General features: G+C 68.8%; 20 protein-coding genes. 11 read left to right on the forward strand and 9 right to left on the reverse strand.

Going from position 1 to position 24,597, the window contains the following annotated elements; all coding sequences use genetic code 11:
- Positions 1–186: 186 nt before the first annotated feature.
- Complete coding sequence (locus ACIBQ1_RS59775) at positions 187–2,427, forward strand: tyrosine-type recombinase/integrase (RefSeq protein WP_397292309.1); 2,241 nt, start codon at positions 187–189, stop codon at positions 2,425–2,427.
- A gap of 20 nt (positions 2,428–2,447) precedes the next feature.
- Here ACIBQ1_RS59775 and ACIBQ1_RS59780 read toward each other — a convergent pair whose 3' ends face one another.
- The gene (locus ACIBQ1_RS59780) at positions 2,448–3,224 is read right to left on the reverse strand and encodes a methyltransferase domain-containing protein (RefSeq protein WP_397292311.1); all 777 of its coding nucleotides are present in this window, start codon (positions 3,222–3,224) and stop codon (positions 2,448–2,450) included.
- Positions 3,225–3,331: 107 nt separating this feature from the next.
- Positions 3,332–4,249: a Tn3 family transposase gene (locus tag ACIBQ1_RS59785; RefSeq protein ID WP_397292312.1), complete on the reverse strand. Its 918-nt coding sequence runs from the start codon at positions 4,247–4,249 to the stop codon at positions 3,332–3,334.
- A gap of 171 nt (positions 4,250–4,420) precedes the next feature.
- Here ACIBQ1_RS59785 and ACIBQ1_RS59790 point away from each other — a divergent pair, with 171 nt between their 5' ends.
- The 5 genes from ACIBQ1_RS59790 (at position 4,421) to ACIBQ1_RS59810 (ending at position 11,599) form a co-directional block, all read left to right on the forward strand.
- Positions 4,421–6,880 carry a DUF4158 domain-containing protein gene (locus tag ACIBQ1_RS59790; RefSeq protein ID WP_397292313.1) on the forward strand — a complete coding sequence of 820 codons (2,460 nt, stop codon included), beginning with the start codon at positions 4,421–4,423 and terminating at the stop codon, positions 6,878–6,880.
- Between the two features lie 47 nt (positions 6,881–6,927).
- Positions 6,928–8,082, forward strand: coding sequence for a tyrosine-type recombinase/integrase (locus tag ACIBQ1_RS59795; RefSeq protein ID WP_397292314.1), 1,155 nt, complete (start codon positions 6,928–6,930; stop codon positions 8,080–8,082).
- Positions 8,079–10,229 (forward strand): tyrosine-type recombinase/integrase, encoded by a 2,151-nt coding sequence (locus ACIBQ1_RS59800; RefSeq protein ID WP_397292315.1) that lies wholly within the window; start codon positions 8,079–8,081, stop codon positions 10,227–10,229. The genes ACIBQ1_RS59795 and ACIBQ1_RS59800 overlap by 4 nt, the downstream gene beginning before the upstream one ends.
- A gap of 134 nt (positions 10,230–10,363) precedes the next feature.
- Positions 10,364–10,774: a Clp protease N-terminal domain-containing protein gene (locus tag ACIBQ1_RS59805; RefSeq protein ID WP_397292316.1), complete on the forward strand. Its 411-nt coding sequence runs from the start codon at positions 10,364–10,366 to the stop codon at positions 10,772–10,774.
- 87 nt (positions 10,775–10,861) lie between these two features.
- A complete protein-coding gene (locus ACIBQ1_RS59810) occupies positions 10,862–11,599 on the forward strand; it encodes a Tn3 family transposase (RefSeq protein ID WP_397292317.1) in 738 nt (245 codons plus the stop codon).
- 254 nt (positions 11,600–11,853) lie between these two features.
- Here the strand turns inward: ACIBQ1_RS59810 and ACIBQ1_RS59815 are convergent, their stop codons facing one another.
- On the reverse strand, positions 11,854–12,954 hold the full coding sequence (locus ACIBQ1_RS59815; RefSeq protein WP_397292318.1) for a winged helix DNA-binding domain-containing protein: 1,101 nt from the start codon (positions 12,952–12,954) through the stop codon (positions 11,854–11,856).
- A 22-nt stretch (positions 12,955–12,976) separates the two neighbouring features.
- A complete protein-coding gene (locus ACIBQ1_RS59820; RefSeq protein ID WP_397292320.1) occupies positions 12,977–13,711 on the reverse strand; it encodes an alpha/beta fold hydrolase in 735 nt (244 codons plus the stop codon).
- A gap of 79 nt (positions 13,712–13,790) precedes the next feature.
- Between ACIBQ1_RS59820 and ACIBQ1_RS59825 the strand changes: the two genes are divergently transcribed.
- From ACIBQ1_RS59825 to ACIBQ1_RS59835, 3 genes are all read left to right on the forward strand, one after another.
- The gene (locus tag ACIBQ1_RS59825; RefSeq protein WP_397292322.1) at positions 13,791–14,765 is read left to right on the forward strand and encodes a helix-turn-helix transcriptional regulator; all 975 of its coding nucleotides are present in this window, start codon (positions 13,791–13,793) and stop codon (positions 14,763–14,765) included.
- A 158-nt stretch (positions 14,766–14,923) separates the two neighbouring features.
- Complete coding sequence (locus ACIBQ1_RS59830) at positions 14,924–15,988, forward strand: tyrosine-type recombinase/integrase (protein ID WP_397292324.1); 1,065 nt, start codon at positions 14,924–14,926, stop codon at positions 15,986–15,988.
- A gap of 129 nt (positions 15,989–16,117) precedes the next feature.
- On the forward strand, positions 16,118–17,638 hold the full coding sequence (locus tag ACIBQ1_RS59835) for a hypothetical protein (RefSeq protein WP_397292325.1): 1,521 nt from the start codon (positions 16,118–16,120) through the stop codon (positions 17,636–17,638).
- A 187-nt stretch (positions 17,639–17,825) separates the two neighbouring features.
- On the opposite strand, the gene ACIBQ1_RS59840 is transcribed toward ACIBQ1_RS59835, so the two are convergent.
- From ACIBQ1_RS59840 to ACIBQ1_RS59860, 5 genes are all read right to left on the reverse strand, one after another.
- Entirely contained in the window at positions 17,826–18,500 is a 675-nt protein-coding gene (locus ACIBQ1_RS59840; protein ID WP_397292327.1) for a hypothetical protein, read from the reverse strand.
- 81 nt (positions 18,501–18,581) lie between these two features.
- On the reverse strand, positions 18,582–19,064 hold the full coding sequence (locus ACIBQ1_RS59845) for a hypothetical protein (RefSeq protein ID WP_397292329.1): 483 nt from the start codon (positions 19,062–19,064) through the stop codon (positions 18,582–18,584).
- A gap of 77 nt (positions 19,065–19,141) precedes the next feature.
- A complete protein-coding gene (locus ACIBQ1_RS59850; protein ID WP_397292330.1) occupies positions 19,142–20,440 on the reverse strand; it encodes a DUF4158 domain-containing protein in 1,299 nt (432 codons plus the stop codon).
- Positions 20,441–20,518: 78 nt separating this feature from the next.
- A complete protein-coding gene (locus ACIBQ1_RS59855; RefSeq protein ID WP_397292332.1) occupies positions 20,519–20,728 on the reverse strand; it encodes a hypothetical protein in 210 nt (69 codons plus the stop codon).
- 79 nt (positions 20,729–20,807) lie between these two features.
- Positions 20,808–21,965 (reverse strand): hypothetical protein, encoded by a 1,158-nt coding sequence (locus ACIBQ1_RS59860; RefSeq protein WP_397292333.1) that lies wholly within the window; start codon positions 21,963–21,965, stop codon positions 20,808–20,810.
- A 150-nt stretch (positions 21,966–22,115) separates the two neighbouring features.
- Between ACIBQ1_RS59860 and ACIBQ1_RS59865 the strand changes: the two genes are divergently transcribed.
- On the forward strand, positions 22,116–23,162 hold the full coding sequence (locus ACIBQ1_RS59865) for a site-specific integrase (protein ID WP_397292335.1): 1,047 nt from the start codon (positions 22,116–22,118) through the stop codon (positions 23,160–23,162).
- Positions 23,163–23,291: 129 nt separating this feature from the next.
- Positions 23,292–24,512 (forward strand): hypothetical protein, encoded by a 1,221-nt coding sequence (locus ACIBQ1_RS59870; RefSeq protein ID WP_397292336.1) that lies wholly within the window; start codon positions 23,292–23,294, stop codon positions 24,510–24,512.
- Positions 24,513–24,597 lie beyond the last annotated feature (85 nt).

The raw sequence follows: 24,597 nt of genomic DNA on the forward strand, positions 1-24,597 counted from the left end.
GCCCGCTCCTGTCCGCAGGTGTGACACACCGGGAGAACCGCCGAGATCGCCCCAACTCGGCCGTACCGACCAAACCCTTTGTCAGCAGGCTCTTAGTGGCCGGGAGTTGGCCAGCAAGCTCCGTCGTGCAACCGCATCGATCCAAGCCGAGCGAGAGCGCCTGCTGGCCGGGCTGGTGGGACCGTCATGATGCCCATCAGCGCAGCCCAGGCACGCCAGCTCGAGCCTGCCACGGCCCTGACGACCGGTGAACGCGCCGCGCTGGCCCACTGCATGTCGCGCCCGCAGCCCGGCAGGCACTTCGCTGAGGCGAGTGACCTGAGGCGTCTCATCGAGCCCATCACAACCGTCTCCACCGGCTGGCCCGAGAAGACGGCCAGGCGCGCCCGCAACCTGATCCTGGAATACACCCACCAGCTTCAGAGTCCCTGCTGGAGCTGGGAAGAAGAAGCCTGGACGGAGTTGATCAATCAGGAGCGCTCCGGCAACTACCGGTTCCCGTTGGCTGCGCTGGGCTATCTGCTCGGTGGACACCGACGGCTGCACCAGCGGATCGGTCTCACCCGGCTGGGCACACTGGCCGACCTCGTCTTCGGCCCCAGCACCGTCGAACCGGCAGTGCGGGAGGTCACCACGACCTTGACCCAATGGGGCATCTCGCTGGCATACCAACGTGACGTCCTCCGCAACGCGCTCCTGGACGTGCTGCTCAGCAGCGGCAGCCCGGACCTGAAGGACGTCACCGTGGAGCTGCTGGAGCAACTGGTCCAAGACAACTCCGCACATGTCTCCCGGCGCCGAGCCATGTTCCCCATCTCCCGGGCGCTGGCCCACCACGGCCTGATCGCGCGGCCACTGAAGGCGAACTCGCACCTGAAGGGGCCACGACCAGAGACCTTGGCCTCCGTCCCTGCCGAGTGGCGAGACTGGGTACTGCGCTGGCGCAAGCTGGCCACCCACGAGCCGAAAACCATCGAGTCGCGCTTCGTCCACGTGCTCACCGCCGGCCGCTGGGCCGCCGACAAGCACCCCGAAGCCGTCAGCCCGCAGGACTGGACACGCGACATCGCTGCCGAGTACGTCGCCGACACCCTGCACGCCCAGGTCGGCCAATGGGCGGGGCACAACCACAACCGGGTCCGCCACGGCGAAGAGCTGACCGCGACCGGCAAGGCTCAGCGCATCGACAACATCCGCAGCTACTTCTGCGAGCTCATCGACTGGGAGTGGATCACCCCCAGATTCGACCCCCGTCAGGTCTTCAGCCTGCCGCTGTCCATCCGCGCCGGCCTCAACCCCAATCCGCGGATCATCGACGACGCCGCCTGGGCCAAGCTGATGGCCGCCGGATTGACCCTCACCGCCGAAGACCTTCGTCCTCCCGGCGACCCCGCGCGGCGCTCCTCCACCTACCACGGCGGCTACTACCCCCTCGAGATGGTGCGTGCTCTCGTCGGCGTCTGGCTGTTCGCCGGCTGCCGGATCAACGAGATCCAGCGCCTGGAGCTCGACTGCATCACCTGGGACCAAGGCAGCGACGACCGCACCGGCGAGTCCTTCCGCATCTGCCTGCTGAAAGTCCCGCAGAACAAGACCTCCGGACCGTTCTCCAAACCCGTCGACCCGATCGTTGGCGAGCTCATCGAGGCCTGGCAGGCCGTGCGCTTGCCGCAACCCGACATCACCGACCGCAAGACCGGACGCAAGCGTCAACACTTGTTCTGCGTTCGCGGCCTGCTCGTCGGCAGGAGCTACCTCAACGACCGGCTCATCCCGCTGCTCTGCGCCAAGGCGGGGATCCCCGAAACGGACTCACGCGGCGCGCTGACCAGCCACCGGGCACGAGCCACCATCGCCACCCAACTGCTCAACGCGCGCGAACCACTATCGCAGGTTGACCTGCAGCAATGGCTCGGTCACAAGCACGCTGCGAGCACTCGCCACTACGCGGCGATCCTCCAGCGCACCCTATCGGCCGCCTACCGGCGCGCCGACTACTTCGCCCGCAACGTCCGCACCATCCAGGTGCTCATCGACCGGGAAAGCATCCTGACCGGCGCCGCCGCCGAGGGCAACCAGCCGTGGAAGTACTACGACCTCGGCGACGGCTACTGCAGCTACGACTTCTTCGCCAAGTGTCCACACCGCCTGGCCTGTGCTCGCTGCCCGTTCTACCTGCCCAAAGACAGTCACCGAGGTCAGCTGTTGGCGGTCAGGGACGGCATCGATCAGATGCTCGAACAGCTCGAGCTCACCGAGGAGGAGCGTCAGGCGCTGGAAGGAGATCGAGACGCGGTTGCCGCGCTCGCCGAACGCCTGGCGGATGTCCCCACGCCAGCCGGGCCGACCCCCAAGGACCTCGGCACTCAGCCGGCGTTCATCCCGCTCACCACTTTGCGAGACAGCCTGCCTGGAGATTCAGCATGAGCAGTCGAACAAGCCCTCCATCACCCTGGAACCTCAGCCGCCACCAAGAACAACAGGGTCGAAGCCAGGAACGGCTGAGAGCCAAGGCCCTCGATCCACCTTTCGGCCTCAGGCTCGAGATAGCCGGCAGCGATGGCCCTGGCCACATTGCGACGCAGCCCGAACACCTGATCGGCCGTGGCGAAGTCGCGGAATACCGGCGCCACGGTCGCCACAGTCCGCACAACGAGGCCCGCCTCCACGCACAGCCGGGCGAGGCTGCGGCCGATGGTCGCGTTACGGACTATCTCCGTCACCAAGAAGCGGCTCAATCCTCTGCCCATGGCTGGCTGAGGAGAGTCGATCAGCAGCCCCTCCCAATCGGGTTCGGCCATGACGATCCGCCCGCCGGGCCGAGCCACCCGGCGAAACTCCGCCAGCACCTGCGCCGGATCAGCGACATGCTGGAGCACGCGGTCAGTACGAGCTCGATCGACAACGCTCTCCTCCAGCGGCAGCGCATGGACATCGCCAGAGCGAACCTCGATCAAGGGCTGTCCCGCGAGGCGGCCACGAGCTTCCGCGATCATCGCCGGATCACGATCGACCCCGATAACCCGGCCGACCGGCGCGACAGCGGCTGCCATCGCCGCCAGATCTGTCCCCGGCCCGCAACCGAGATCGAGCACGGTCTGGCCGCGCTGGAGATCGAGCAGTTCCAGCACCTGCTCCTTATAGCCCCGTCCCGCCTCGCTCGCGGCCACCTGGTCGAGATAAGCGATCGGATCAGGCCGAGACAAAGAGTCGCTGTTGATCATGCCCACAGCCAACCAGACGTCAATGCAGTTTCAGAGAGGAAGGTGTCGAGATCTCGTGCATCTCGCGCTCGACCCCCACGATCCAGGCACTCCACGCCCAGCGATGGTTACCTCATATTCGCCATAACTTGCCCGTCCGAGCTCGACATGGTGCCGCCGCCGAACACCTTCGACAAGGCCAGGGCATGGTGGTGGTTGACCAGGCAGGTGTTGGCCTCGCGCAGCGTCTCCTCTCGCACGTACCACTCCTGCGTCCAGCGCAGCACGTCGTACGGGATGCCGCAGGCCTCCGACATCCTGGCCAACCCCAGGTTCGTGGCGTTAGCGATCAAGACGCTGAGGACGTTGCGCTTCAGATCGGCCGAGCGGGCCTGCTTGCGCCCGCCGGCATGAGTGAAGCAGTCCAGGAACCCGGTGCGCACGTCCAGCTCGATCAGCAGCGAGGCGATCGGCGCGAACGGCAGCATCCCGGTCAGCTCCGCCTTCAGCTCCTTGACCTCGCCCGGCACATCTTCGGCCGACAGCGGCGGGATGACCAGCTTGTCGTCCTCGTCCAGCCGCACCGCGCCGGTGTCGTCCGGCAGCGCCTGGGCCAGCGTCTGCTCCAGCTGGGCCAGCGCGGCGTGCAGTTCCTCCTTGCCCTGCTCGATCGCCTCGCCCGCATCAGCGGGCTTACGGACCAGCTTGCAGAAGTCGGCCTGCCGCGCCGCCCACTGCTCGGGCGTGTACAGGTAGGTGGCCGGGTCGGCGTAGCGGCGCGAGCCGGGCACGAAGACGTCCCCCGAGCGCAGCCCGTCGCGCAGCGCCAGCACCACGCACAGCTCCCAGTAGTGGCGGTAGGCGGTCTCGTCGCCGTCTTTTCGCGCCTTGGCCAGGTACTCGGCGTAGCGGGCGGGCACGAACGAGGTCGGCGCGTCCTCGGGCACTTTGCGGCCGCCGCTCTGGTTCAGCCGCTTCAAGAGGGCCACCGCCTCCATCAGATCCGCAGTGCCGGTGCCGCCCTGGAAGTCGATCGCGGCCAGCACCTGCGGGGTGAACTGGCGCAGGTAGCGGGTCTTGGGACTATCCGGCCGGAATTGAACGATAAGCCTCCGCCGCAGGTCAGGGGCTTGCGGGACGAGGCGTCGCGGACGAGTTGATCTCGGTTTGGGTGTACCGGCTGGTAGAGGGTCATTGATCTCATACCGTCGCGGTTTATGTCGTTTCAGTACTTGTCCGAGGAGCAGAGGGCCCGCTATCGGCAGTTCCTGACGGATCCGTCGCCGGAGGATCTGGAGCGGTTCTTCTACCTGGACGCGGACGCATTGACGGAGGTGGCGAAGAAGCGCGGCCCGCACAACCGGCTCGGCTGGGGTCTGCAGTGGGGGACGGCACGGATGCTCGGCACGTTCCTGGCCGACCCGACTGGCGATGTCCCGCATGTGGCGGTCGACTACGTCGCCGAGCAGCTCGGGGTGGCGGACCCTTCGTGCATCAAGCACTACGCGGAGCGGCTGCCGACCCAGCATGAGCACGCGCGCGAGATCCGCGAGCTGTTGGGGTTGCGGGAGTTCGCGGAGGCGGAAGCGGAGCTACGGGTGTTCGTGGCGTCTCGGGCGGCGCAGACGCGGGATTCGCGGCGGGAGCTGTTCGACTGGGCGGTGGTGTGGCTGATCGAGAACCGGGTGTTGCTGCCGGGGATCACGACGCTGGCGCCGCTGGTCACGAACGTGCGGGCGGAGCAGCTGGCTGCGGTCAACGAGCATCTGGTGGAGCAGACTCCGGTGGAGATGCGGCGGGAACTGCTGGAGACCCTGGTCGTGCCGACGGGCAAGAAGGTGTCGCCGTTGGAGTGGATGCGCACAGCGGTGGCGCTGGTGTCCGGGGCGGGGATGAAGGAGGCGTTGAACCGGTCGGTGGCGGTGTGGGCGTTCGGTGCGGGCGCCGTCGACGTGGGCGGGGTCGCTCCGGTGAAGCTGACGGAGCTGGCCGCCTACGGGATGTCGGCGAAGGCGCCGAAGATCGGGCAGTTGAAGGGGAACCGGCGGGTCGCGACGTTGCTGGCGACGATGCGGCATCTGGAGGGCGTGTCGGTCGATGACGCGCTGCTGCTGTTCGATCTGCTGATGTCCACGAAGCTATTGGCGAGGGCGAGCCGGGATGAGAAGAACGCGAAGCTGAAGTCGCTGCCCAGGTTGCGCAAGGCCGCGCTGCAGGCCGAGTCGGCGCTGCGGGTGGCGCTGGACACCCCGATGACCCGACAGGAACAGCCTGCGCGGCCCGATGACCGGGCTGGGGAGAGCCTCGAGGCGGGGTCGCTGGTGCGGGAGACGACCGCGTCGGAGGTGATCGCGCGGATCGCGTCGGTGGTGCCGATCGAGCAGTTGGAGGCGGCGCTCGCGGTGATCAAGGAGTTGGTGCCTCCGGCGGGTGAGGATGAGGATCTGGCGTGGCGGGCGGAGCTGACGAACCGCTTCGCCTCGGTGCGCGGGTTCGTCGAGCTGCTGGCCGACACGATCCCCTGGGGCGGTACCGACGCCGGTGCCGGCGTGATCGCGGCGTTGCGGGGTCTGCCTCGCGTGCTGGCGTACGGCAAGCACGCCGGGGTGCAGCACATCGAGGCGCACAAGGATCTGGTGGCGGGGTCGTGGCGGCGGCTGGTGTATGACAATCCCGAGCTCGGCGACCGGCTGATCGACCGGCACGCTTACACCTTCTGCGTCCTGGAGGCGCTGTGGTCGGCTCTGCGCTGCAAGGATGTGTACGCCGTCGGCGCGGACAAGTCCGGCGACCCGCGGGCGAAACTGATCCCGGACGCCCTGTGGAGCGTGCACGCGCCGAGCATCCTGACCGCGCTCGGCCTTCCCGCCGACCCGGACGAGCATCTCCGGAAACTGTCCGGCGACCTGGGCGGGATCTATCGCGAGCTGGCCGACAGCCTGGACGCCAACCCCGCGATTACGATCAAGGACGGCCGGCTGAACCTGGCCCCGCTGGAGGCCGCCCAGCTACCGGAGGCCTACCAGACGGTCCATGACGCGGTGATGAACATGCTGCCGCGCATCGACTATCCCGAACTGCTGCTGGAGGTCCACGGCCACACCGGCATGTTCGACGCCTTCGAGCACATCTCCGGTTCGACGTCGCGGCGTGCGGATCTGGACATCAGCCTGGCCGCGCTGATGGTGGCGCGCTCCTGCAACCTCGGCTTGGGGCCGGTGGCCAAGCCCGGTGACCCTGTGCTGGGTATCCACCGGCTGATCAGCGCGGAGAAGGGCTACTTCCACCACGACGGGATGGGCTTGGCGTCGGGGAAGCTGATCGACAAGCAGGCCGACATCGACATCGCCCGCGAGGACTGGGGCGGCGGGCTGGTCGCCTCGGCCGACGGGCTGCGGTTCGTGGTCCCGGTCCGCTCCTTGTACGGGCGGCCGAACCCGCACTACTTCGGCCAGTCCAAACGGTCCAAGGGCGCGACGTGGCTGGCGGTCGTCTCTGATCGGGTGATGGGCCTGGGCGGGTTGCTGGTGCCGGGGACGATGCGGGATTCGCTGTTCATCCTGGACGCTTTGCACCGGCTGGACGCCAAGGAGCAGCCGGAGGTCCTGACGACGGATACGGCGTCGTATGTTGTTACATGGACACCTCTCGTCCCACAGGCTCCACTGGACACATGACCTGACCAGTTCGTCAGCCGAGTGGGACCCGGCTTGCGGAGGTGTCGGTGCGGGTCCGAAAGCAGCGCTTGGAGAGCGGTACGCGGGTCGAACTGCTCGATGAGGCGGGCGAACCGGTTGAGATCGTCTCAGGATTCCTGCGGTCGCTTGCGGCCCGCGACTACTCACCCAACACGCTCGTTGCCTACGCGCACGATCTTCGCCACCTGTGGTGCTTCTTCACTCGCGAAGGGCTGGCCTGGCAGGAGTTCGCCGCGCCGCAGGCACTGGCGTTGCTGGAGTATTTACGATTGGTGCCTTCGCGCAGGCCTCGGCAGCGGATGTCGCTGACCGTCGCTACGGTCGACGCCGAGGGTCCGGGCACCAAGCTGGCCCCGGCCACCGTGAACCGCATCCTGGCCGCGGTTTCCTCCTTCTACGAGTACGTCATCATGGCGGGCCAGTACGGCCGTGCGAACCCCATCGAGAAGCGGCCCGACCCGGCACTGCAGCGGGTCTCGGAACGGCACCGCCCGTTCATGGGCCGCGCCAGCAGGCAGAAGCCGATCCGCCGTAGCGTCCGCGTCAAGACCGTCCAGCGAATCCCACGGCCGCTGGATGAGGTCCAGATCCAGGCGCTACTGAGGCAGCTCAAGCGGCTGCGCGATCAGGCCATCGTTCTACTCATGCTGCAAGGTGGCCTGCGTCCCGGCGAGGTCCTGAGCCTGCATCTTGAAGACATCGCCTACGGACGTCGGCGCGTAATCGTCCGCCACCGCAGCGACCATCCCAAGGGTGCCCGCTCCAAATCGCGCTTCGAGCGCGTGGTCGACCTGCACGAGCCCGAAACCCTGGCCACGCTGAGCGCCTACGTGATGCGCGAGCGCCCGGGCGACGCCGACAGCCCGCTGGTGTTCTTGATCGGTGGGGGTGGCAAGCGGCGGCTGGAGGCGCTCAGCTACGACGGGCTGGTGCGAATGTTCTCCCGGGCTGCCGCCAGGGCGAAAATCCGGGAACCGTGGGTGACTCCGCACGCCTGCCGACACACGCACGCCACCCGCATGTGGGAGGGCGGGATGCGGGAGCTGACCCTGCAAAAACGGCTTGGTCACGCCTCTCCGGAGTCGCTGCGGGTCTATACCCGGGTCTCCGACCCGGAGGTGGTCTCCGACTACAACCGCGCGCTGGGCGGCCGAGCGGCAGAGGAGGACGGGCCGCGATGACCGCTCGCCATGTCTCGGCCGCCGCCCTCACCGCGACCGCGCCGCCGGTCGAACGTCCTCAACCGCAGCACTGTCCCGAGGAGCAGTACGTCGAGCATCTCCACAACCAGGGCCTGCACCCGCAGTATCTGAGCGCGAAACTGCGCCACTACCACGCCTTCAAGGAGCGGTGGCCGGTGCTGGCCGACTGGTTCGACGCGCCCTTGGTGGAGCGCGTCGGACGGCTGCCGGGCGAGCCGCACCATCAGCCGACTCATCCACTGTCGTTTCGCGCCCGCTCGTATTTGATCTACCTGGCGCTGCTCAGCCAGACCACGCTCGACTATCCCTTCACGCTGGCAGCCAGCCAATTGCGCGTCATGGACACGGCCGTTGGGCTGGGCATCGACATGGGTGTCGACATCCTGGTCGAGGAGGCCGTCGCGCTCGGCTTCCATCGCGCATCGGCACGGCAGGCGATGACCTGGACACTCGCCCGCATCAGTCTCCGGACCGGCGTGTTGCACGCCGACGGGGTCAGCGAGGAGCACATCAACGAGGCGCTGGAGGCCGTCCGCCTGTTCAGCGAACGCGATGACCTGCGCTTCTTCTATCCCTCGGCGCAGCAATACCGCGACAACGCCCAGAAGATGTGGGTCACGCACCTCCACCAACTTCACGTCGTGCTCTACCACCGCGGCCAGGTCCCCACCCGCCCTCGCAAGAAGATGCCTGAGCGCAAACCGGCGCTCGCGCTGCCCCCGCGCATGCAAGTAGTCGTCGAGAAGTGGCTGGCTGCGCGGCGGCTTACCGACGCGCCATCGACAACCGCGCAGTTGGAGCTGGCGGTGCGCAACTTCGGCGATTGGCTCACCCAACACCACCCTGGCATCACCTCCTGGACCCAGGTGACCCGCGACCACTGCCTGGAGTGGATCTCCTACCTCGCGGAGACTCCGTCGTCTGCGACGGGCAAACCGCTGGGCGTGATCTCCCGCAAGCAGCGCATCTCCGGCCTGTCCCAGCTGTTCCGGGAGACTGCGGCCTGGCAATACGACGACGTCCCCGGCTACGCGCTCATCACCGCCGGTGACGCCCCCAAGGCGCCCCAGCGCGTGCCGCGCTTCATCCCCGACCACGAACTGGACCAGCTGATGCCCGTCATCGACGAGCTCACCTGCCCGCTCCAGCGCGCCGCACTGCTGGCGCTGCGCTGGTCGGGGGCACGCCGTGATGAGATCCGACGGCTCCCGCTTGACTGCCTCGACCGCTACCCCGATGGCACACCACGACTTCGGCTGCCGGCCCGCAAGACCTACAAGGAGCGGACCGTCCCCATCCACCAGGACGCCGCCGACGCCCTGCAGATGGTCATCGACCTGCGAAAGCAGGGACAGGACCGGCCGTTGGTCGATGAGCGGACCGGTGAGCAAATCCGTTATCTGTTCGTCCGCTACGGAAAGCTCACCTCCAGCAGCTACCTGTTCGAGGAGCCCCTGCAGAAGATCAGCAAAGCGGTGGGCCTGGTCGGCCCGGGCGGCTGGCACGGCAAGGAACGCGGCACCATCTCAGCCCACCGCTTCCGGCACACGGTCGGAACACAGCTCGCCGAACGCGGTGCCAAGCTGCACACCATCATGAAGGTCCTCGGGCACTCCTCGGTCTCCATGGCCCTGGTCTACGCCCAAGTCAGCGACCGCGAAGTACTGCGCGACTACAAGTCCGTGCTCGAACCGGGCGCCGTCATCGCCGGCCCCGCCGCCGACGAACTGAAGTCCGGAACCCTTCCGGCGGAGGCGGTCGACTGGTTGAAGAGCAACTTCCTCAAGACCGAACTCGAACTCGGTCACTGCCTGCGTCTGCCCAGCGAAGGCCCCTGCGAGTGCGACCTCTACCTGACCTGCGCCAAGTTCGTCACCACTCCCGACTACGTCCCACGTTTGCAGGCCCGGCTGGAGGTCGAACAGCAACTGATCCAGGACGCCGATGAGCGCGGCTGGGCCCGTGAAGTCGAACGACACACCGCCGTGGCCCGGCGGCTGACGGCCCTGCTAGCCGATCTTGACGAAACCGCCAGTCATGCTGATGTCCCCGCCTGTCACGGCGTTTTGGCACCACTGAGCCCCGATCAGCCCCACGAAGACGATCCCGCCGAATCCACATCCTGAGTAGGCGATGTCCTTGAGAGCCCTGGCCGCTTGATCACGGGTTTCGGCGAGGACCCTGCCCCACCGCCAGAAGCGTGACCATGTCGCCTTCCCGCTGCGCATACTGATACCAATCGCTCGCGGACGGAGGCGCCATGCTAAGGAAGACGACCCTTGACCGGCCCCTGGAAAATCTCCTTACGGCTCGTGCTCGGCGGGCGCTCGACCTGGCCGAACAGCAGGCCCGGAACCTGGGTCACGACCGCGTCACCGCCGATCACCTTCTGATGAGCTTGACCCGCCTGGACGAGGGCGTGGCCATCACAACGCTCAGAAGCCTCGGATGCGATCTCAGGAACATTCACGCCCATGAGACAGGCGTCGACCTCGATCACGTCGTGGAGTTGGCACGCCGTGAGGCCGCAGGGCTCAGGCACCGATATGTCGGCACCGAGCACTTCCTGCTCGGCCTCCTAAACGAGGAGGGAACGGCTGCTGCCTTGGGTGTTGGCCTCCAGCAGACCCGCGCTCAGGTCATCAAGGTCCTCCATGGCGAGGCTCACTGAATCACCCCGGCGATTCGCGATGGCCGAGGTTCAAAGACCTCCTGAGCCCGGAGTCCACTTGACAGTGTCCATATAAATTCCGATATTGTGTTCGGTTTGTTCGCGATCTGTGGCTACCAGTTCGCGCCTCGGATCGCCGATATCGGTGATGCTCAGCAGTGGTGGATCGACCCCGCCGACGTCGGTCTGGCCGACAAGCGCACCACGCCGGCGGCCGCCGGGTATGGGAGGTTGACCGAGCTGAACCTGCGCCGGGTCAACATCGCTTTGATCAAGCAGCACTGGCCGCAGATGCTGCAGGTCGCCGGATCGTTGGTCACCAACAAGGTCCGCGCCTACGATCTGATCAAAATGATGACGGCCGACGGCCGCACCACCGGCCTCGGGCACGCGTTCGCCCACTACGGCCGGATTTTCAAGTCGATGCATCTGCTGCACGTCGCCCACCTGGAGGACTATCGCAGGATGATGGGCGCCCAGCTGAATGTCGGGGAGGGCCGCAACGGACTGGCGCGGGCGGTGTTCTTCGCCCACCACGGCCAGCTGCGCAGGGGTTATGAACGCGGGATGGAGGACCAGCTCGGCGCGCTTGGCCTCGGTTTGAACGCGATCATTTTCTGGAATTCGCTGTATATCGACGCCGCGGTGAAGAAACTCGCCGCCGGCGGCATGAAGATCGGCCCGGAGATCCGGGCTGCCTTGTCGCCGCTGCAGTGGGAACACATCAACTTCCATGGGACGTACCCGTTCAACCGGCCGGAACTTCTCGGCCGGTTGCGTGACCTGCGTGACCCCGCCTATGCTGACGACGATCTGGAGCAATGACGAGGAGACAGATCCCCCTCGTCGGTATCTCGGTGAACCGGCCGTAGCGCTTGCGCTGGTTCTCGGGCAGGAAATTGGCAGGCACCGATCGCTCCTTGATCGTCTGGTTGGCTCGCGCGATACTCGCAAGCGTCAGGACGCTCTTGCGATGGTCAGCCGTTTCCGTCCGGGCTGTCGACTCACCTGAGAAGAAGACGCCGTCCGGACGGTGGCCGGGCACGGCTGCAATGCCCTGGCCGGCTCCGTAGCTGCACCTATCGGCAGGCCCCTGCCCGTTCAGGCGGGTGGCCGCAGAAATTGGTGACCGTTGAGGCTTCCGCGTCGACCAGGGCCTGGATCTGCATCGACAGGGGTTCGAACGCGTCCACCTGGACAACACGGCCGGCATCGCGGCGGGCCCACGTTCCGATGGCCAGGCCATCGGCGACAACTGTGGGACGGATGACACCGCCGCCCGGCCAGACCCGGCCTTGGTGAGCGGCGGGAACGGACAACTCTCGGCTGCGGGAGCCGACGAGGTAGTTGTCGTAGGCAGGCAGCATCCGCACATCAAGGGTGCCGGGGCTTTCCCGAAGTTCCTCCATGCGCTCGGTCGGCACGCTCAGCGCGCCGTACTCGGTGATCGAGCCGGTTTGCGCCAGCGTCGTCCAGGCCCTGCGGGCCAGGGTGGCCGGCAGACCCGACCAGGTGGCGAAGTCGTCCACCCCTACGGGCGCATGGGCGCGAACGTAGCGGCGGGCGAGCTCGGCGACGGCCGTGTCCTCCTCCCGCGGCGAGTCCCCGGCGCCGGCCGGCAGCCAGTCGTCGAGCAGGACATAGGTGGCATTGTCGCCGCGCCGAGGGCCGTGGCAGAGGACTCCGGTGAGTGCCGCGTGGCGGATCAGGTGGAAGGGCGCCTGCCCGTCCGGCTGAACACCGACAGCAGCCAGGTGCTCCGTCAGCTCGGGCCGGGTGAGCGGTCCGTGCGTGGCCAGGACACGCCGGATGAGACGGTCGCATCGCTGGCGCAGCCCCTCCTCCAGGCCGAGCTGGTGGTAGCGGCGGCTGGTTGCGGCGAGGATGCGGGGAGCGAGCAACCGCAGCACCCAGCGGGCATCCGTGCTGGGGATGGTGTGCAGGGTGCCCCGCATGAACCAGCCGCGCACGATGCTCCGCTCCTCCTCGTACGCCGCGCGGATGCCTGCGCCCGTGATGTCGCGCCCGCGCACTCGGATGCCCAGGTCGGCGGCCATGGCGTCCTGCGCCTGGATGGCGAAAACCCGGCCGACGACCGCTGCGGCGGAGGCTTCCCGCACTCCGCCGGCCAGGGCCTGCGCGCGGGCACGCAGCCCGCGGACGCTCTCGAGGTCGGGCATGGGCTTTGTGCATCAGTCTCGGTCAGGAGACGGCCGTGTGAAGGATGTCGGCGAGCTCGGCGGGCGCCGACAGCATTGGCCAGTGCCCGGTGGACAGGTCGAAGCGCCGCCACGGCGCGTGGTTGAGGAAGGCCAGCATCGGCACCCCGCTGTCCAGCAGGCCCTGGAAGTTGCGGCAGGCGACCAGGACACGGTCCACACCGGGACCGGGCTCGACCGGACCGGCCAGCCGCTGGGTGTAGGTGCAGAAGGGGTGAGGAGTGGCACGTGCGCTCAGCACATCCCGCCGGTCCTCATCGAGGCCGTCGAGGCTGTTGGACAGGCCCAGGATCTCGAACGGCGGCATCGGCAGCCGGCAGCCGTCGCCGTGGGCCGCGACCTGCTGGCTCAGCTGGTCCGCTGCCTCCGGCGGCATGAGGTCGAGCATGCGCATACCCGCGGCGAACGGGGCGCTGTCCACGTAGACCACGCGCTCCAGCCGGTCGCCGAGTCGCCCGGCGGCCCCGGTGACGGGGGCGGCCGCATAGCTGTGGGCGACCAGGGTGACGTCGCGCAGATCGTTCTTCTCGACGAAGTCGGTGATATCCGCGATGTGCGTGTCCAGGTCCGTCTGGGGCCCGCCCTCCTCCACGCGCTCGGCCAGGCCGGTCAGTGTCACCGCCAGCGCCGTGTGGCCGTGCTCTCGCAGCGCGTCGGCGGTGTCTTGCCAGGCCCACGCGCCGAGCCAGGCGCCGGGAACGAGTACGAAGGCGGTCATGTGATCTCCCTGAAGTGAGTACTGCGGGGAGCGTAGAATGGATACAGGACAGAATCAGCCCTGAAATGTCGAGTGATCCGTGTCACATCCCCTGACCCGTGTGCTGACCCTGCTGGAACTGCTCCAGTCGAACGCCGGGCTCACCGGGAGCGAACTGGCCGACCGGCTGGACACCGATGTCCGTACGGTCCGCCGGTACGTCGCCCACCTGCGCGACCTGGGCATCCCCGTGGAGGCCGCGCGCGGCCGCCACGGCGGCTACCGGCTGGCCCGTGGCTACCGGATGCCGCCCCTGGTGCTCACCAATGACGAGGCCCTCGCCGTCGTCCTCGGACTCCTTGCGGCCGAACGGCTCGGGATGGGTACGACGGTGCTGGCCGGCGCGGGCGCCCGGGCCAAGATCGAGAGAGTGCTTCCGCAGGCCCTGCGAGAACCGCTCGCCGCCATGCGGGAGATTCTGCACTTCACCGCCAACGCTGTGAGCGCGCAGGCACCCGGGAGCGGTGTCCTGCTGGCCCTGGCCCAGGCCTCGTATGCCAAGAGGACCGTCGGCATCACCTACCTGTCCTGGCGGCAGGATCAGACCGAGCGCGACATCGACCCCTATGGCGTGGTCTTCCACACCGGCCGCTGGTACCTCGTCGGCCACGACCACCTCCGCGAGGACCTGCGGACCTTCCGCATCGACCGCATCGCCTCCATCACCCCCCGCCCGCAGGCCTTCACCACCCCTGATGGCTTCGACCCGGTCGCCCACCTCACTGCGACCCTCGCCCAGGGGCGATACCGCTGGCAGGTCGAGGTGACGATCCACGGCCCTCTCGACGAGATCGCCCGAAGGCTGCCCCACACGGCTGTCACACTCACCGCCCAACCCGTCGGCGTGCTGATGCAGGCACAGGCGGAACGCCTTGACGGCATGGCACACCTGCTCGCCTCACTCCAGTGGCCCTTCACCATCCACAGCCCCGACGAACTCCGCCAAGCGCTCAAGAACCTGGCGGATCAACTCGCTGCCGCCGCCGAACGACAGCCGGGAACCCTGCCGCGGTAAATGCCGGATTTACTGGGGCAGCCGCCCGCGCCGTGCCATCCTGAGCAGGATCACCCATGCTGGCGATCATGATTGAGGTGTACGCATTTACTGCGGCAGACAGAAGGTGATCGTCATGGACGACCCAACGCCGATGACGCCCTCCCGCAGGCGTGATCATGAGTGAGCCCATGCCCGCGCCTTGGGGCACCGCCGCCGTCCTTCCGCTGCACGCCGATCGGCCGGGCACGTACGCCGACGCCGTGGAGGCATACCTCCGCTCAGCCGGGATCGGTGCCTCCTCCAAGCGCATCTACCGCATCTCCCTGCTGTCCTGGGCGTGGCTGGCCACCGGGCAGCAGCCGCCACTCGGCCGCGACCGCCGCGGCGCCACCCCGCCCGCCGTTGCGTTCACCGCGCTCGGCGAGACGAACGGCACGACGGCCGCCGCCGACGTGCTCGCCGAGGCGTTCGCGCAGCGGGCCCGGCTGGTCGACGCCGACACCGTCAACCGCGAGCTGTCGGTGATGAAGGCCGCCATCGCCTGGTGGCGCGGGCGCGGCTGGCTGGCAAGCAATCCGATCATCGGTATCGAGCGCCGGCCTGCGCCGCCGGATCGGACCCGGGCGCTGTCGCGCGAGCAGATCGCCGCCCTGTTCGCGTTGAGGGTGCCGCTGCGGGAACGGACGCTGTGGAAAGCGCTGTACGAGACGTGCGCGCGAGCAGAAGAAATCCTCTGCCTCGATGTCGAGGACCTGCTGCTGGCCGACAAGCGCGGCCGCGTCACCTCCAAGGGAGGTGCCATCGACTGGGTGCACTGGCAGTCCGGCACCGCCCAGCTGCTGCCCCGCCTGCTCAAGGGTCGGACCCGCGGCCCGGTGTTCCTCACCGACCGGCGCGCGCCCGCACGCACACCAAACGGCGACGTCTGCCCGGTCACCGGGCGGGCCCGGCTGTCCTACCGGCGCGCCGCCGAACTGTTCGAGACGCTGACCCGGCCGCTTGCCCACCCCGGCGTCACCGACCCGGCCGAGCTCGAGAGACGCGGCGGGTGGACCTTGCACCAATTGCGTCATTCCTCCCTGACGCATGAGGCGGAAGACGGCACCAACACCCCGACCTTGCTGGCCCGCTCCCGGCACGCCTCCGTACGCTCCCTCGAACGCTATGCCAAGCCCGGCGTCGACGCCGTCGCCGCCCATGTTGCCGGCCGCGACCCCGCCGCCCGCCGCCGCCCCCGATAGCCCGCCATCACGGGCACCGGCCGGAGGAACCAACCCCTGCGAACGCGGGCCCCGGGACTATTCCTCCCCGGGACGCCCAGCCGACCACCCGGAGCGCCTTGGATGCCTGCTCGAATCCCTCGTCACCGCATGGACGCGCACGCCCTGGTGCCCGGTGACTATCTCAGGATCATCTTTGACCAGTACAGCGCCGTCCGTGTCGAGAGGTCGGCGTTCTACGCCCGGGCCGAGCACATCGAGGTCCTTCCCGCCGACGGCGTGATCCGGACCCGGGGCTTCAACGGACGCGGGCCGGTGGCCGTCTTCTGCTACGGCGTGCCCGGCCCGCTCCTGCTGCACTGCGGCGATCACCAGGTCCTGACCCAGATCGACGCCGACCGTGAACACCACGAGCAGGCCGCCCCGTGGTGGCCGTCCCTGCCCGCCCCGTTCTTCACACGAGCGCACATCGTCACCGCCGTCCGGCAACTGCCAGCCGCCCCCGCCACGGAACCGCCCGACCGCCGGGACGGCCGCCCACCACGCATGGCCACCACGATGACCATGCCCGCCCACGCGCTGCGACCCGGCGACTATCTCGAGGCCATCGCGGCCCGCCACCCGGCCGCCGACCGCAGCTCGGACGAAGGCTTCGCCCGCGTGCAATGGATCGAGGTCCTCGACCCCGAGCACGCCGGCCGCCTCACCACCCATCCCGCCTGGCGCGGCCAGCGGCTCCTGCTGGTCAGGCTGCGCAGCGCCCTGGACATCCTGCTGCTGGGCGCCGACTCCCCCGTACGGGTGCTGGCCTACGTCAACCCGGAACGGGCCGCCTTCGAGGGCAGCTTCGATTCCGACGGCGACGGCCCGACCTTCGACCCCAAGGTGCCCGCTGGCCGGCCCTTCACCCCGGCCGAGGAGCAGGCCGCTCACCTGCAGCGCGAGCGGCTGCGCCAGGACGTGCGCCTGCCCGCCGACGAAGCGGCCCTCTACCCCCAGCGGCAAACCGACCCGGCCGAGCGGCGCCGTCTGCTGCACGGCGTCAACGGGGTACGGCTGGTGCCGTTGTCGAGCCTGCCCTGGCCCCACGGCCTGTTCAAATGCGCGCACGCGCCCACCGGCGCACGCCTGGCCCGCGGCTACCCCCGCGACAAGGACAGCGACGGCGCCTCCCAGGCCGCGCACGCCGAACTCTTCACCCAGCTGAGCGCACAGGACTTCGCCGCATGCCCCTACCATCAGGCCAACTGGCCGCTCATCGGCGAGATCGCCCGCCGCGCCGTGGTTGGCCCCGAACGGGAGTGGCGCAGCGCCCTCATCCCGGCCGACACCGACCAGCTCACCCGGCAAGACGAGCGCTGGCTCAACAGCTTCGAGATCGACCCGATCAACTGGGACGACGGCCACGATGCGATCACCAACGGCCAGCACCGCCTGTGCGCGCTACGCGCCGCCGGAGTCCTCACCTGCCCCGTTGACGGCCGACACGTCCCCGACGACTCCTACCCCACCCCGGTACCCGCCCACGAGCACGCATGGCAGACCGTGACCGGATTCTGGACCCGCTACCTGACCAAGCGGCTGCGGAACCCCAAGCTGGCCGACCTCGCCCGCCGCATCCTCCTTAAATGCCCGGCCAGCCGCCGCTTCCTCTTCGGCACCGACCGATAGCCCCCGCCGACCCCACATGATCGGCTCGCACTCCGTCCGGCTCACAGCTGTCGGGGGAGCACCCGACAGCCTGGACCATGCACCTGCCGTACGGATGGCATCGACCACCACGATCAGCAGTCCGGCACCGCCCCCTGGCCGACGGCCAACTCACCATCCACCCCTGGGAACCGGCTGAACACGGGAGCTATCGCAGGCGGATCGCCTCGGCCACGCGGCGGCAGACCGGGTAGACCGGGTTCCCGCCGGCGTCCAACCCGTCGACCAGGCGGTCATCGGTGACCATGATCTCCCACTCGCCCGGGACGACCATGGCCAACACCCGTCCCGGCAGCCACGGCCACGACTTCTCATCCGTGTCGTCGGCCGTGAGCGGGTGGCGGACCTGAACCGGCGTCGCGTCCGGGAACGGGTTCGCCCGCCGTGCCAGCGCCTCCGCCAATGCCTCCATGCCCAGCTCCAGGTCCGACCTGGCGAGCCTCTTCTCGATCGTGCCCGCGGCCAGCTCATCGGCCAGCGCCAGGATGACCGTGTTGCTCGCCGCGAACGCCTCCACCGCTGTCACGTACTGGTCGACCTTCGCGGCCTCGGCCGCGGTCAGGTCCTGGGCCTGCCAGCGCTGGCCGGTCTCGACCCACAGCCACATGTCATCGCGCTGCTCCCCGAACACCTGCTTGATCCGCTCCACGGTGTGGTCGTCCAGCAGATGCGGAGAGCGCCGCGCCGGCTCCAGGGTCCGCAACTGATCGCGGTTGGCACCCAACTGCTCCAGCACGACCGCGGTCATCATGTCCACGTCGCTCACCGGCCGCCACTCGGGCTCGCCCCGGCCATCCCGGCCGCCACCATCACCACGCGCCATGCCTCAGATCGTCCCAGAACGCCACCAGCCACCCGACGCGCCTTCACCACATCGAGATCCGGCCCCCGGAAGCCCAGATGGTCACTTCAGATCTTCGGTGATCGTCCAACCGCGGCTACCGCCGATCTTGGCGAGCTGTTGGCGCAGCACCGCGATCCGCTCACGCGCGTCCGGCCCCGCGATCCCGATCGTGATGCGCTCATCGGTCGCGTGATAGCTGGTCCGCCGACCGCCCGCCGCGACCCGGCACGCCGCGTTGATGGCAGCTCGCAGCCGGACCACTTTCCGTGGATCGCCCTGTCCGCCGAACCCTTCGATCGTCACGGACGAGAACAGCGGTGCGAGACGCAAGCCATCCCGTCGCTTAACAGCGTCCAACTCTTCCTGATCGGCACTCAGATCCTTCAGGATCCTGTCCCGATCGGCCGAACTGATCGGCCTACGACCGAGCCAGTCAGGCCAGCCATCCGGCCGAGTCGGCACCACCCGCACCGGCTCGAACGGAGACGACGATGCCGCCTCACCAGACTCGTCCTCAGCATCGGCCGCCACGCCGTCACTCAACCAGTCTCCTCGTGCCAGGCCCGCACGCCAGTTTGTGATCTTCTCCCGATCGTACCGGTCGTTTCTAGGCCAATGACCTACAGATAGAACAGGCGTGTCGCATCGTGGCGCCCCCATCCACCCATCACCCGCCTTCGCAGCCCCTGCCTGACCTGCGGTGGAGGCTTATCGTTCAATTCCGGCCGGATAGTCCCAAGACCCGGGTAGGTGTAGGAGGCGTGCAGCGCCGACAGGCGGCCATGATCGCGCGGCAGCTTCTTCCAGCCTTCCGCGACCACCTCGCGCAGCTTGCTCATCCCGATCGTGTTGCGCAGCAGGCCGCCGATCTGCTCGTCCGGGATGGCCGGATCGGCCAGGACCGGCAAGATCATATCCAGCAGCAGCTGGCGGGCCTCGCCCGCCTTGGCCCGTTCGATCAGCGCCTCGCCCGTCTTGGACTTGGCCCGCGACTCCCGGGCGGACACTGCCTGGTCGAACAGCATCACCACCTCATCCACCTGGTCGATTGCCGATTGGGTGACCACCGCCAGCAAGATCGGATAGCGGCGCTGTGGCTCGTGGCGTTCCAGCGCCTGGTTGGTCGAGCGGCGGCCCACCGAGGCCAAAAAGCGGCGCCGCTCGGCCGCCAGCGCCGACACGTCCAGCGTGTGGGCGTCCATGTTGCGCAGATAGAGCAGCTTGTCGATGGCGGTCTTCACCGAGGTCGCGCTGGCGTCGGTGGCCGCCTTGATCAGCCAGGCCAGCCGGGTCATCTTCAGCCCGACGTCATACATCAGCAGCCGGTCCAGATCCGCGCGTACCAGCTCGGCCAGCAGGTGCGCCACCTTCTCCCAGGTCAGCGCGGTGGCGCTGGTCCGGGCGGCGGCCACCATCTTGGCCAGCGTGGTGACGCCCGGCCGGATCGTCTTGGCCGCCATCAGATACTCGGTCGCCAGGTTGAACAGCAACGTCGGCGAGTCGTGCTCCATCGGGCGGTCCAGCAGGAACTGCTCCAGCTCCTTCATCGCCATGCTGCCGGCCGGGGCGCTCTTCCACCCCAGATAGCCGACCGCCAGCCGCAGATGATCCGAACGGGTGTGCGTGCGCTCGCCGTACCCCTCCAGTACGGCCGAATCCACCCCCAGCCGCTCGGCCAGCCGCGCCACCGCCACCACCGGAGCCGAGGTCACCTCGTCCGGTACGAACCCCAGCCAAGGCAACGTGGCGAGTTGAACGGCAAGCCCTAATCGATCGGTCGGGCCGCGGCCGCGGCCCGGGTCGATGAAGGCGACATCGGCGGGTGTCAGGGTGAAGTACCGGATCAGATCCTCGCGGCCAATATCGGGGTAGGACCGCAACCGGTCCAGCTGATCCTCGGAGAACATCCGGGTCGACATCGACCACCTCCACACCGTCACCCGGTCAGGACCGTACGAACCGTAGCGGACGTGATCAACAAACGGAACCTGCCCCGATCAGTGCAGGTCAGCGAAATCCGACCAAAATTTCTTCCGGACTACAGGGAGGCCGGCGGGCCCGGTGCCAGGGGCGCAGCCGGCGCCGCAGCGCTGCTCGGCCTCGGCGTCCATCATCATCTGCGCCATCCGCACGATCATCTCGCGCAGCACATCGGGCGATGCCTGCGCCAGCGTCTCGTCGAACCCACGTAGCCGCATCACGGGCATGCGCCGCTCGATCTCGGCCGCCAGCCGTGGCGAACCCCACTACATCGTGCCGCGAATATTTCGGGCTCAGTAAAACGACCTACAGTGCCGCACGTGGCTCCTGTCCATTGTTCGTTGGCTGGGCACCGCGGCCGGACGAGACGGCCGACTCAGGGTCGCCAGGCTGTTCAGCGCTGTCCTGCTTGGTCAGCAAGGCCTGAGCCACGGCGGCGGCGGTGACGGCTTTTTCGCGCTGCCGCTGTGCGATCTTCAATGTGCTGATGAGGTCGGCGAGCTCACCACGCAGCCGATCGGCCTCATCGGCGGCGTCGGCTCGGGCATGGGCGGCGGCCTCGCGGGCTTGCTCGGCCACGGCGGCCGCGGTGACGGCATGTTCGCGCCGCTGTTGTTCGGCGGCCAGCGCCTGGCGTAGCCGGTCGGTCTCCTCGGCGTGCGCCGTGACGATGCCGCGGGCCAGGTCGCGCTCCTGCTCAGCCTTCCGGGTCTGAACTTCCTGCTCCTGCCGTTCGCGACGGAGGCCGGTGAGCTCGTGCTGCCGGTCGTCGGCCTGCTGTTCCAGTTCGGCGATGCGGGCGGTCGCTGTGGCGTGCAGTTCGGTCAGCTCGGCGGTTCGTTGGCGGGCGACGTCCCGGTCATGCTCGACCTGATGCTGGCGGTCGGCAGCGTCGGCGGCGAGCTGCTCGGCTTGGGCGCGAGCATTCTGGTGCTCGCCGACCTGTCGCCAGGCGTCCTGCTCGCGTTCCTCGGCACGATCGCGGGCGGTCTCGGCCTGGGCGCGGGCCTGTTCGGCTGCGGTGATCCGGGAGGCGGCGGTATTGACGGCGGTGGTGGCGCGTTGCTCGGCCGCGGCGGCGGCGGCGCGCGCTTCCTCGGCGGCCTGTTCGGCGGCCTCCACTTGGGCCAGCGCGCCGGTGCTCAGCTCGGCGAGCTGGGCGCGCAAGGCTTCCTGAGCGACCTGCCATTGCTCGCCCGCAGCCAGTAGCGGGGCAAGGAGATCGTGGGCGCGCAGCAGCGCGTTGGCCACGGGGGCGGCGTGCGCGGTGGTGCGCGCCCGGTAGGCGGCCGCCCGACAGGCGTCGCTGCAGTATTTGGCGCGGCTGCTACGCCCGGGCAAGGCCTTGGTACAGCCAGGCCCGGCGCACCGCGGCTCCGCTTCCTGCCTGTCCGTCCCATTGTCACGTGTCTGACCGGCCTCGGCCGGAATGCTTGCCACCACAATTTCCTGATCGTCTGCCACAGTCCGTAGATTAGCGTTCGCATCGTTCGAACGCTCATGTTCCGTGCGTTCGCGAACGTTAATGTCCACAACTCTGACCCGTGATAACCTTCCTTATCGCGGGTCAGAGTCGCGGCGCCGGGACGCGCCGGAAGCGGGCGGGAGACGGACGTGGACGACGATCGGGAGACGCTGCCGGCCCCGGCGGCGGAGGAGCGGCCGCCGATTTTCGCGCTGCCAGAAAATACGGGAGCACACACCGTCGCCGACTACACGTTGAGCGCCCGGACCCAGGCCCGCATCGCCGACGGCGTGCCCGCCAACACCCGCCGCGCCTACGCCCGCCAGTGGGCCACCTTCACCACCTGGTGCGCCGACCACGGCCGCATCGCGCTGCCCGCCACCGCCCACACCCTCGCCGAATACACCTCCCAGCTGTGCGAGGCCGGACAGGCCCCGGCCAGCATCGAGCAGGCCATCGCCGCGGTGCGCACCATGCACCGCCTGGCCGGCCACACCGGACGACCCGCCACCGAATCGGCCCGCCTGGCGCTGCGCGCCTACAAACGCCAGCGCGCCGAAGCCGGCGGCCGCGGCCAGCGCGAGGCCCCGCCCATCACCATCGACGCACTGCGCGCCATGGTCAGCGCCTGCGACCTGGGCACGACGATCGGGCGGCGGGACCGGCTGCTGCTCGTGCTCGGCCTGGCGCTGATGGGCCGCCGCAGCGAGCTCGTCGCCCTGCTGCGCGAGGACGTGCGCGAGGTCGCCGACGGCCTCGAAGTCACCATCCGCACCTCCAAGACCGACAAGGACTCGGCCGGCGAGACCATCGCCATCCCCCGCGGCAGCCACCCTCTCACCGACCCCGTCGCCGCCTGGCGCGACTGGCTCCAGGTGCTGGACCAGGCCGGACACACCTCCGGGCGGCTGCTGCGCCGCATCAACCGGCACGGCACCGTCGGCCCTTCGCTCGGCGCCGACGCGGTCAACGTCATCGTCCGCGACCTCGCCATACGTGCCGGGGTGCCCTCCGCGGAGACCGTCACCGCCCATAGCCTGCGCGCCGGCGGCGCCACCGTCGCCTACGCCGCCGGCGTCCCGGTCGCCGTCATCGCCAAACACGGCCGCTGGGCCCCCGCCTCGCCCGTCGTGCTGCGCTACATCCGCGCCGTGGACCGCTGGCGCGACAACGCCATGCGTAACGTTGGACTTTGACCGGGGTCCAGCGCTGGCGAAACCCGGCAGAACCGGCCTTCTCGAAAGTTGGGCCGAGGTGTTGTGGCACAACGAGTCTTGGTTTTTGATTTTTATTTTCTGGAAAATCGAAAAATGTAGACTGTCGGTGTGACTGCGGAGACCAGTGTGGTGACGCCTTGTAAGCACTGTGGGGCGCCGATCGAGCAGCGGCGAGGGAGAGGGCGGCCCAAGGCGTACTGCCCCGAGAAGGACTGTCAGGCGGCGGCCAAGCGGGAGCGGGAGCTGCGGCGGGCCACTCCGGGGCTGGAGGGGGCGCTGGCCAGGGCTGAGCAGTTGTATGACCGGATGGAGAGCGGGCTGGCCGCCGCTATCGAGCCGCTGGCGCGGGCCCTGGCCGAGGAGCTGAGTCCGGCGGGGGTCGAGGCGAAGCTGAGCGCGGTGCAGGCCGAGGCGCACACGCGCGTCGCGATCGCGCGAACCGAGCGTGAGCAGGCGTTCGAGCAGGTACGGCTCGCACGCGAAGCCGCCGAGCATGCCCGTAGGCAGACGGCCGAGATGCGGGTTCGGCTCGAAGAGGCGGAAGGTGAGCGCGAGACGGCGCTGGGGGATGCGGAGCGGGCGCGGGAACAGGCGCTGGCCGCGTTGCGGGAGGCCGCGAGCACCGAACGGCAGGCGCTGCAGTCGACCGAGGAGGCGAAACAGCGCGCGAAAACGGCCGAGCGGCGGGCCGAGGAGGCGCTGCACCGGGTCGAGTTGACGGAGCAGGCCAGGGACCAGGCTGTTGAGGAGTTGGCCGAGCGGGTGGAGGCGGCCGAGCGGCGTACCGCTGAGGCCCTTGAACAGGCCGAGCGGCGCGTCGACGAGGCGCGAGCGGAGGCCGTACAGGCTCAGGAGGGGGCCGACCGGGCGCGGGAGGAGCGCGACCGGGCCCGAGACGAGACGGTGGCGGCCGTGCGGACTAGGGAGCAGGCCGAACGGGAGGTTATCGGGGCGCAGGCTCGGGCTGAGGCGGCGGCCCAGGAGCGGGACCGTGCGGTGGAGCGGGCCGTCACGGCCGAACGGGCAGCGGCCGAGGCCGAACGGGATCGGGCAGTGGCGCTGAAGGACGCCTCGCAGGCGGAGGCCGAGGTGGAGCGGCTGGAGGGGAAGGCGGCGGAGTCCGCTGCGGCACTGTCCAAGGAGCGGAAGCTGGTCTCGCGGGAAAAGACTCGGGCGGATGCCGCGGCCAAGGAGCGGGATGGGGTGCTGGCGGAGTTGAGGCTGGAGCGGATGCGGCTTGAGGACCTGCGGGTCGAGTTGGAGGCGGCGCGGGCGGAGGCGGCGCAGTTGCGGGAACGGGCGGTGGCTGCGGAACTGCGCTTGTCCTAAGACGCTGGTGTTAAGCGGTGGTTCCGGAATACGGCGGAAACGGGCCGCGTGCTTGATCACCATCACTGGCATCGTGGCGTTCACG

This window comes from Nonomuraea sp. NPDC050153, from assembly GCF_044460125.1.
Classification (GTDB): domain Bacteria; phylum Actinomycetota; class Actinomycetes; order Streptosporangiales; family Streptosporangiaceae; genus Nonomuraea.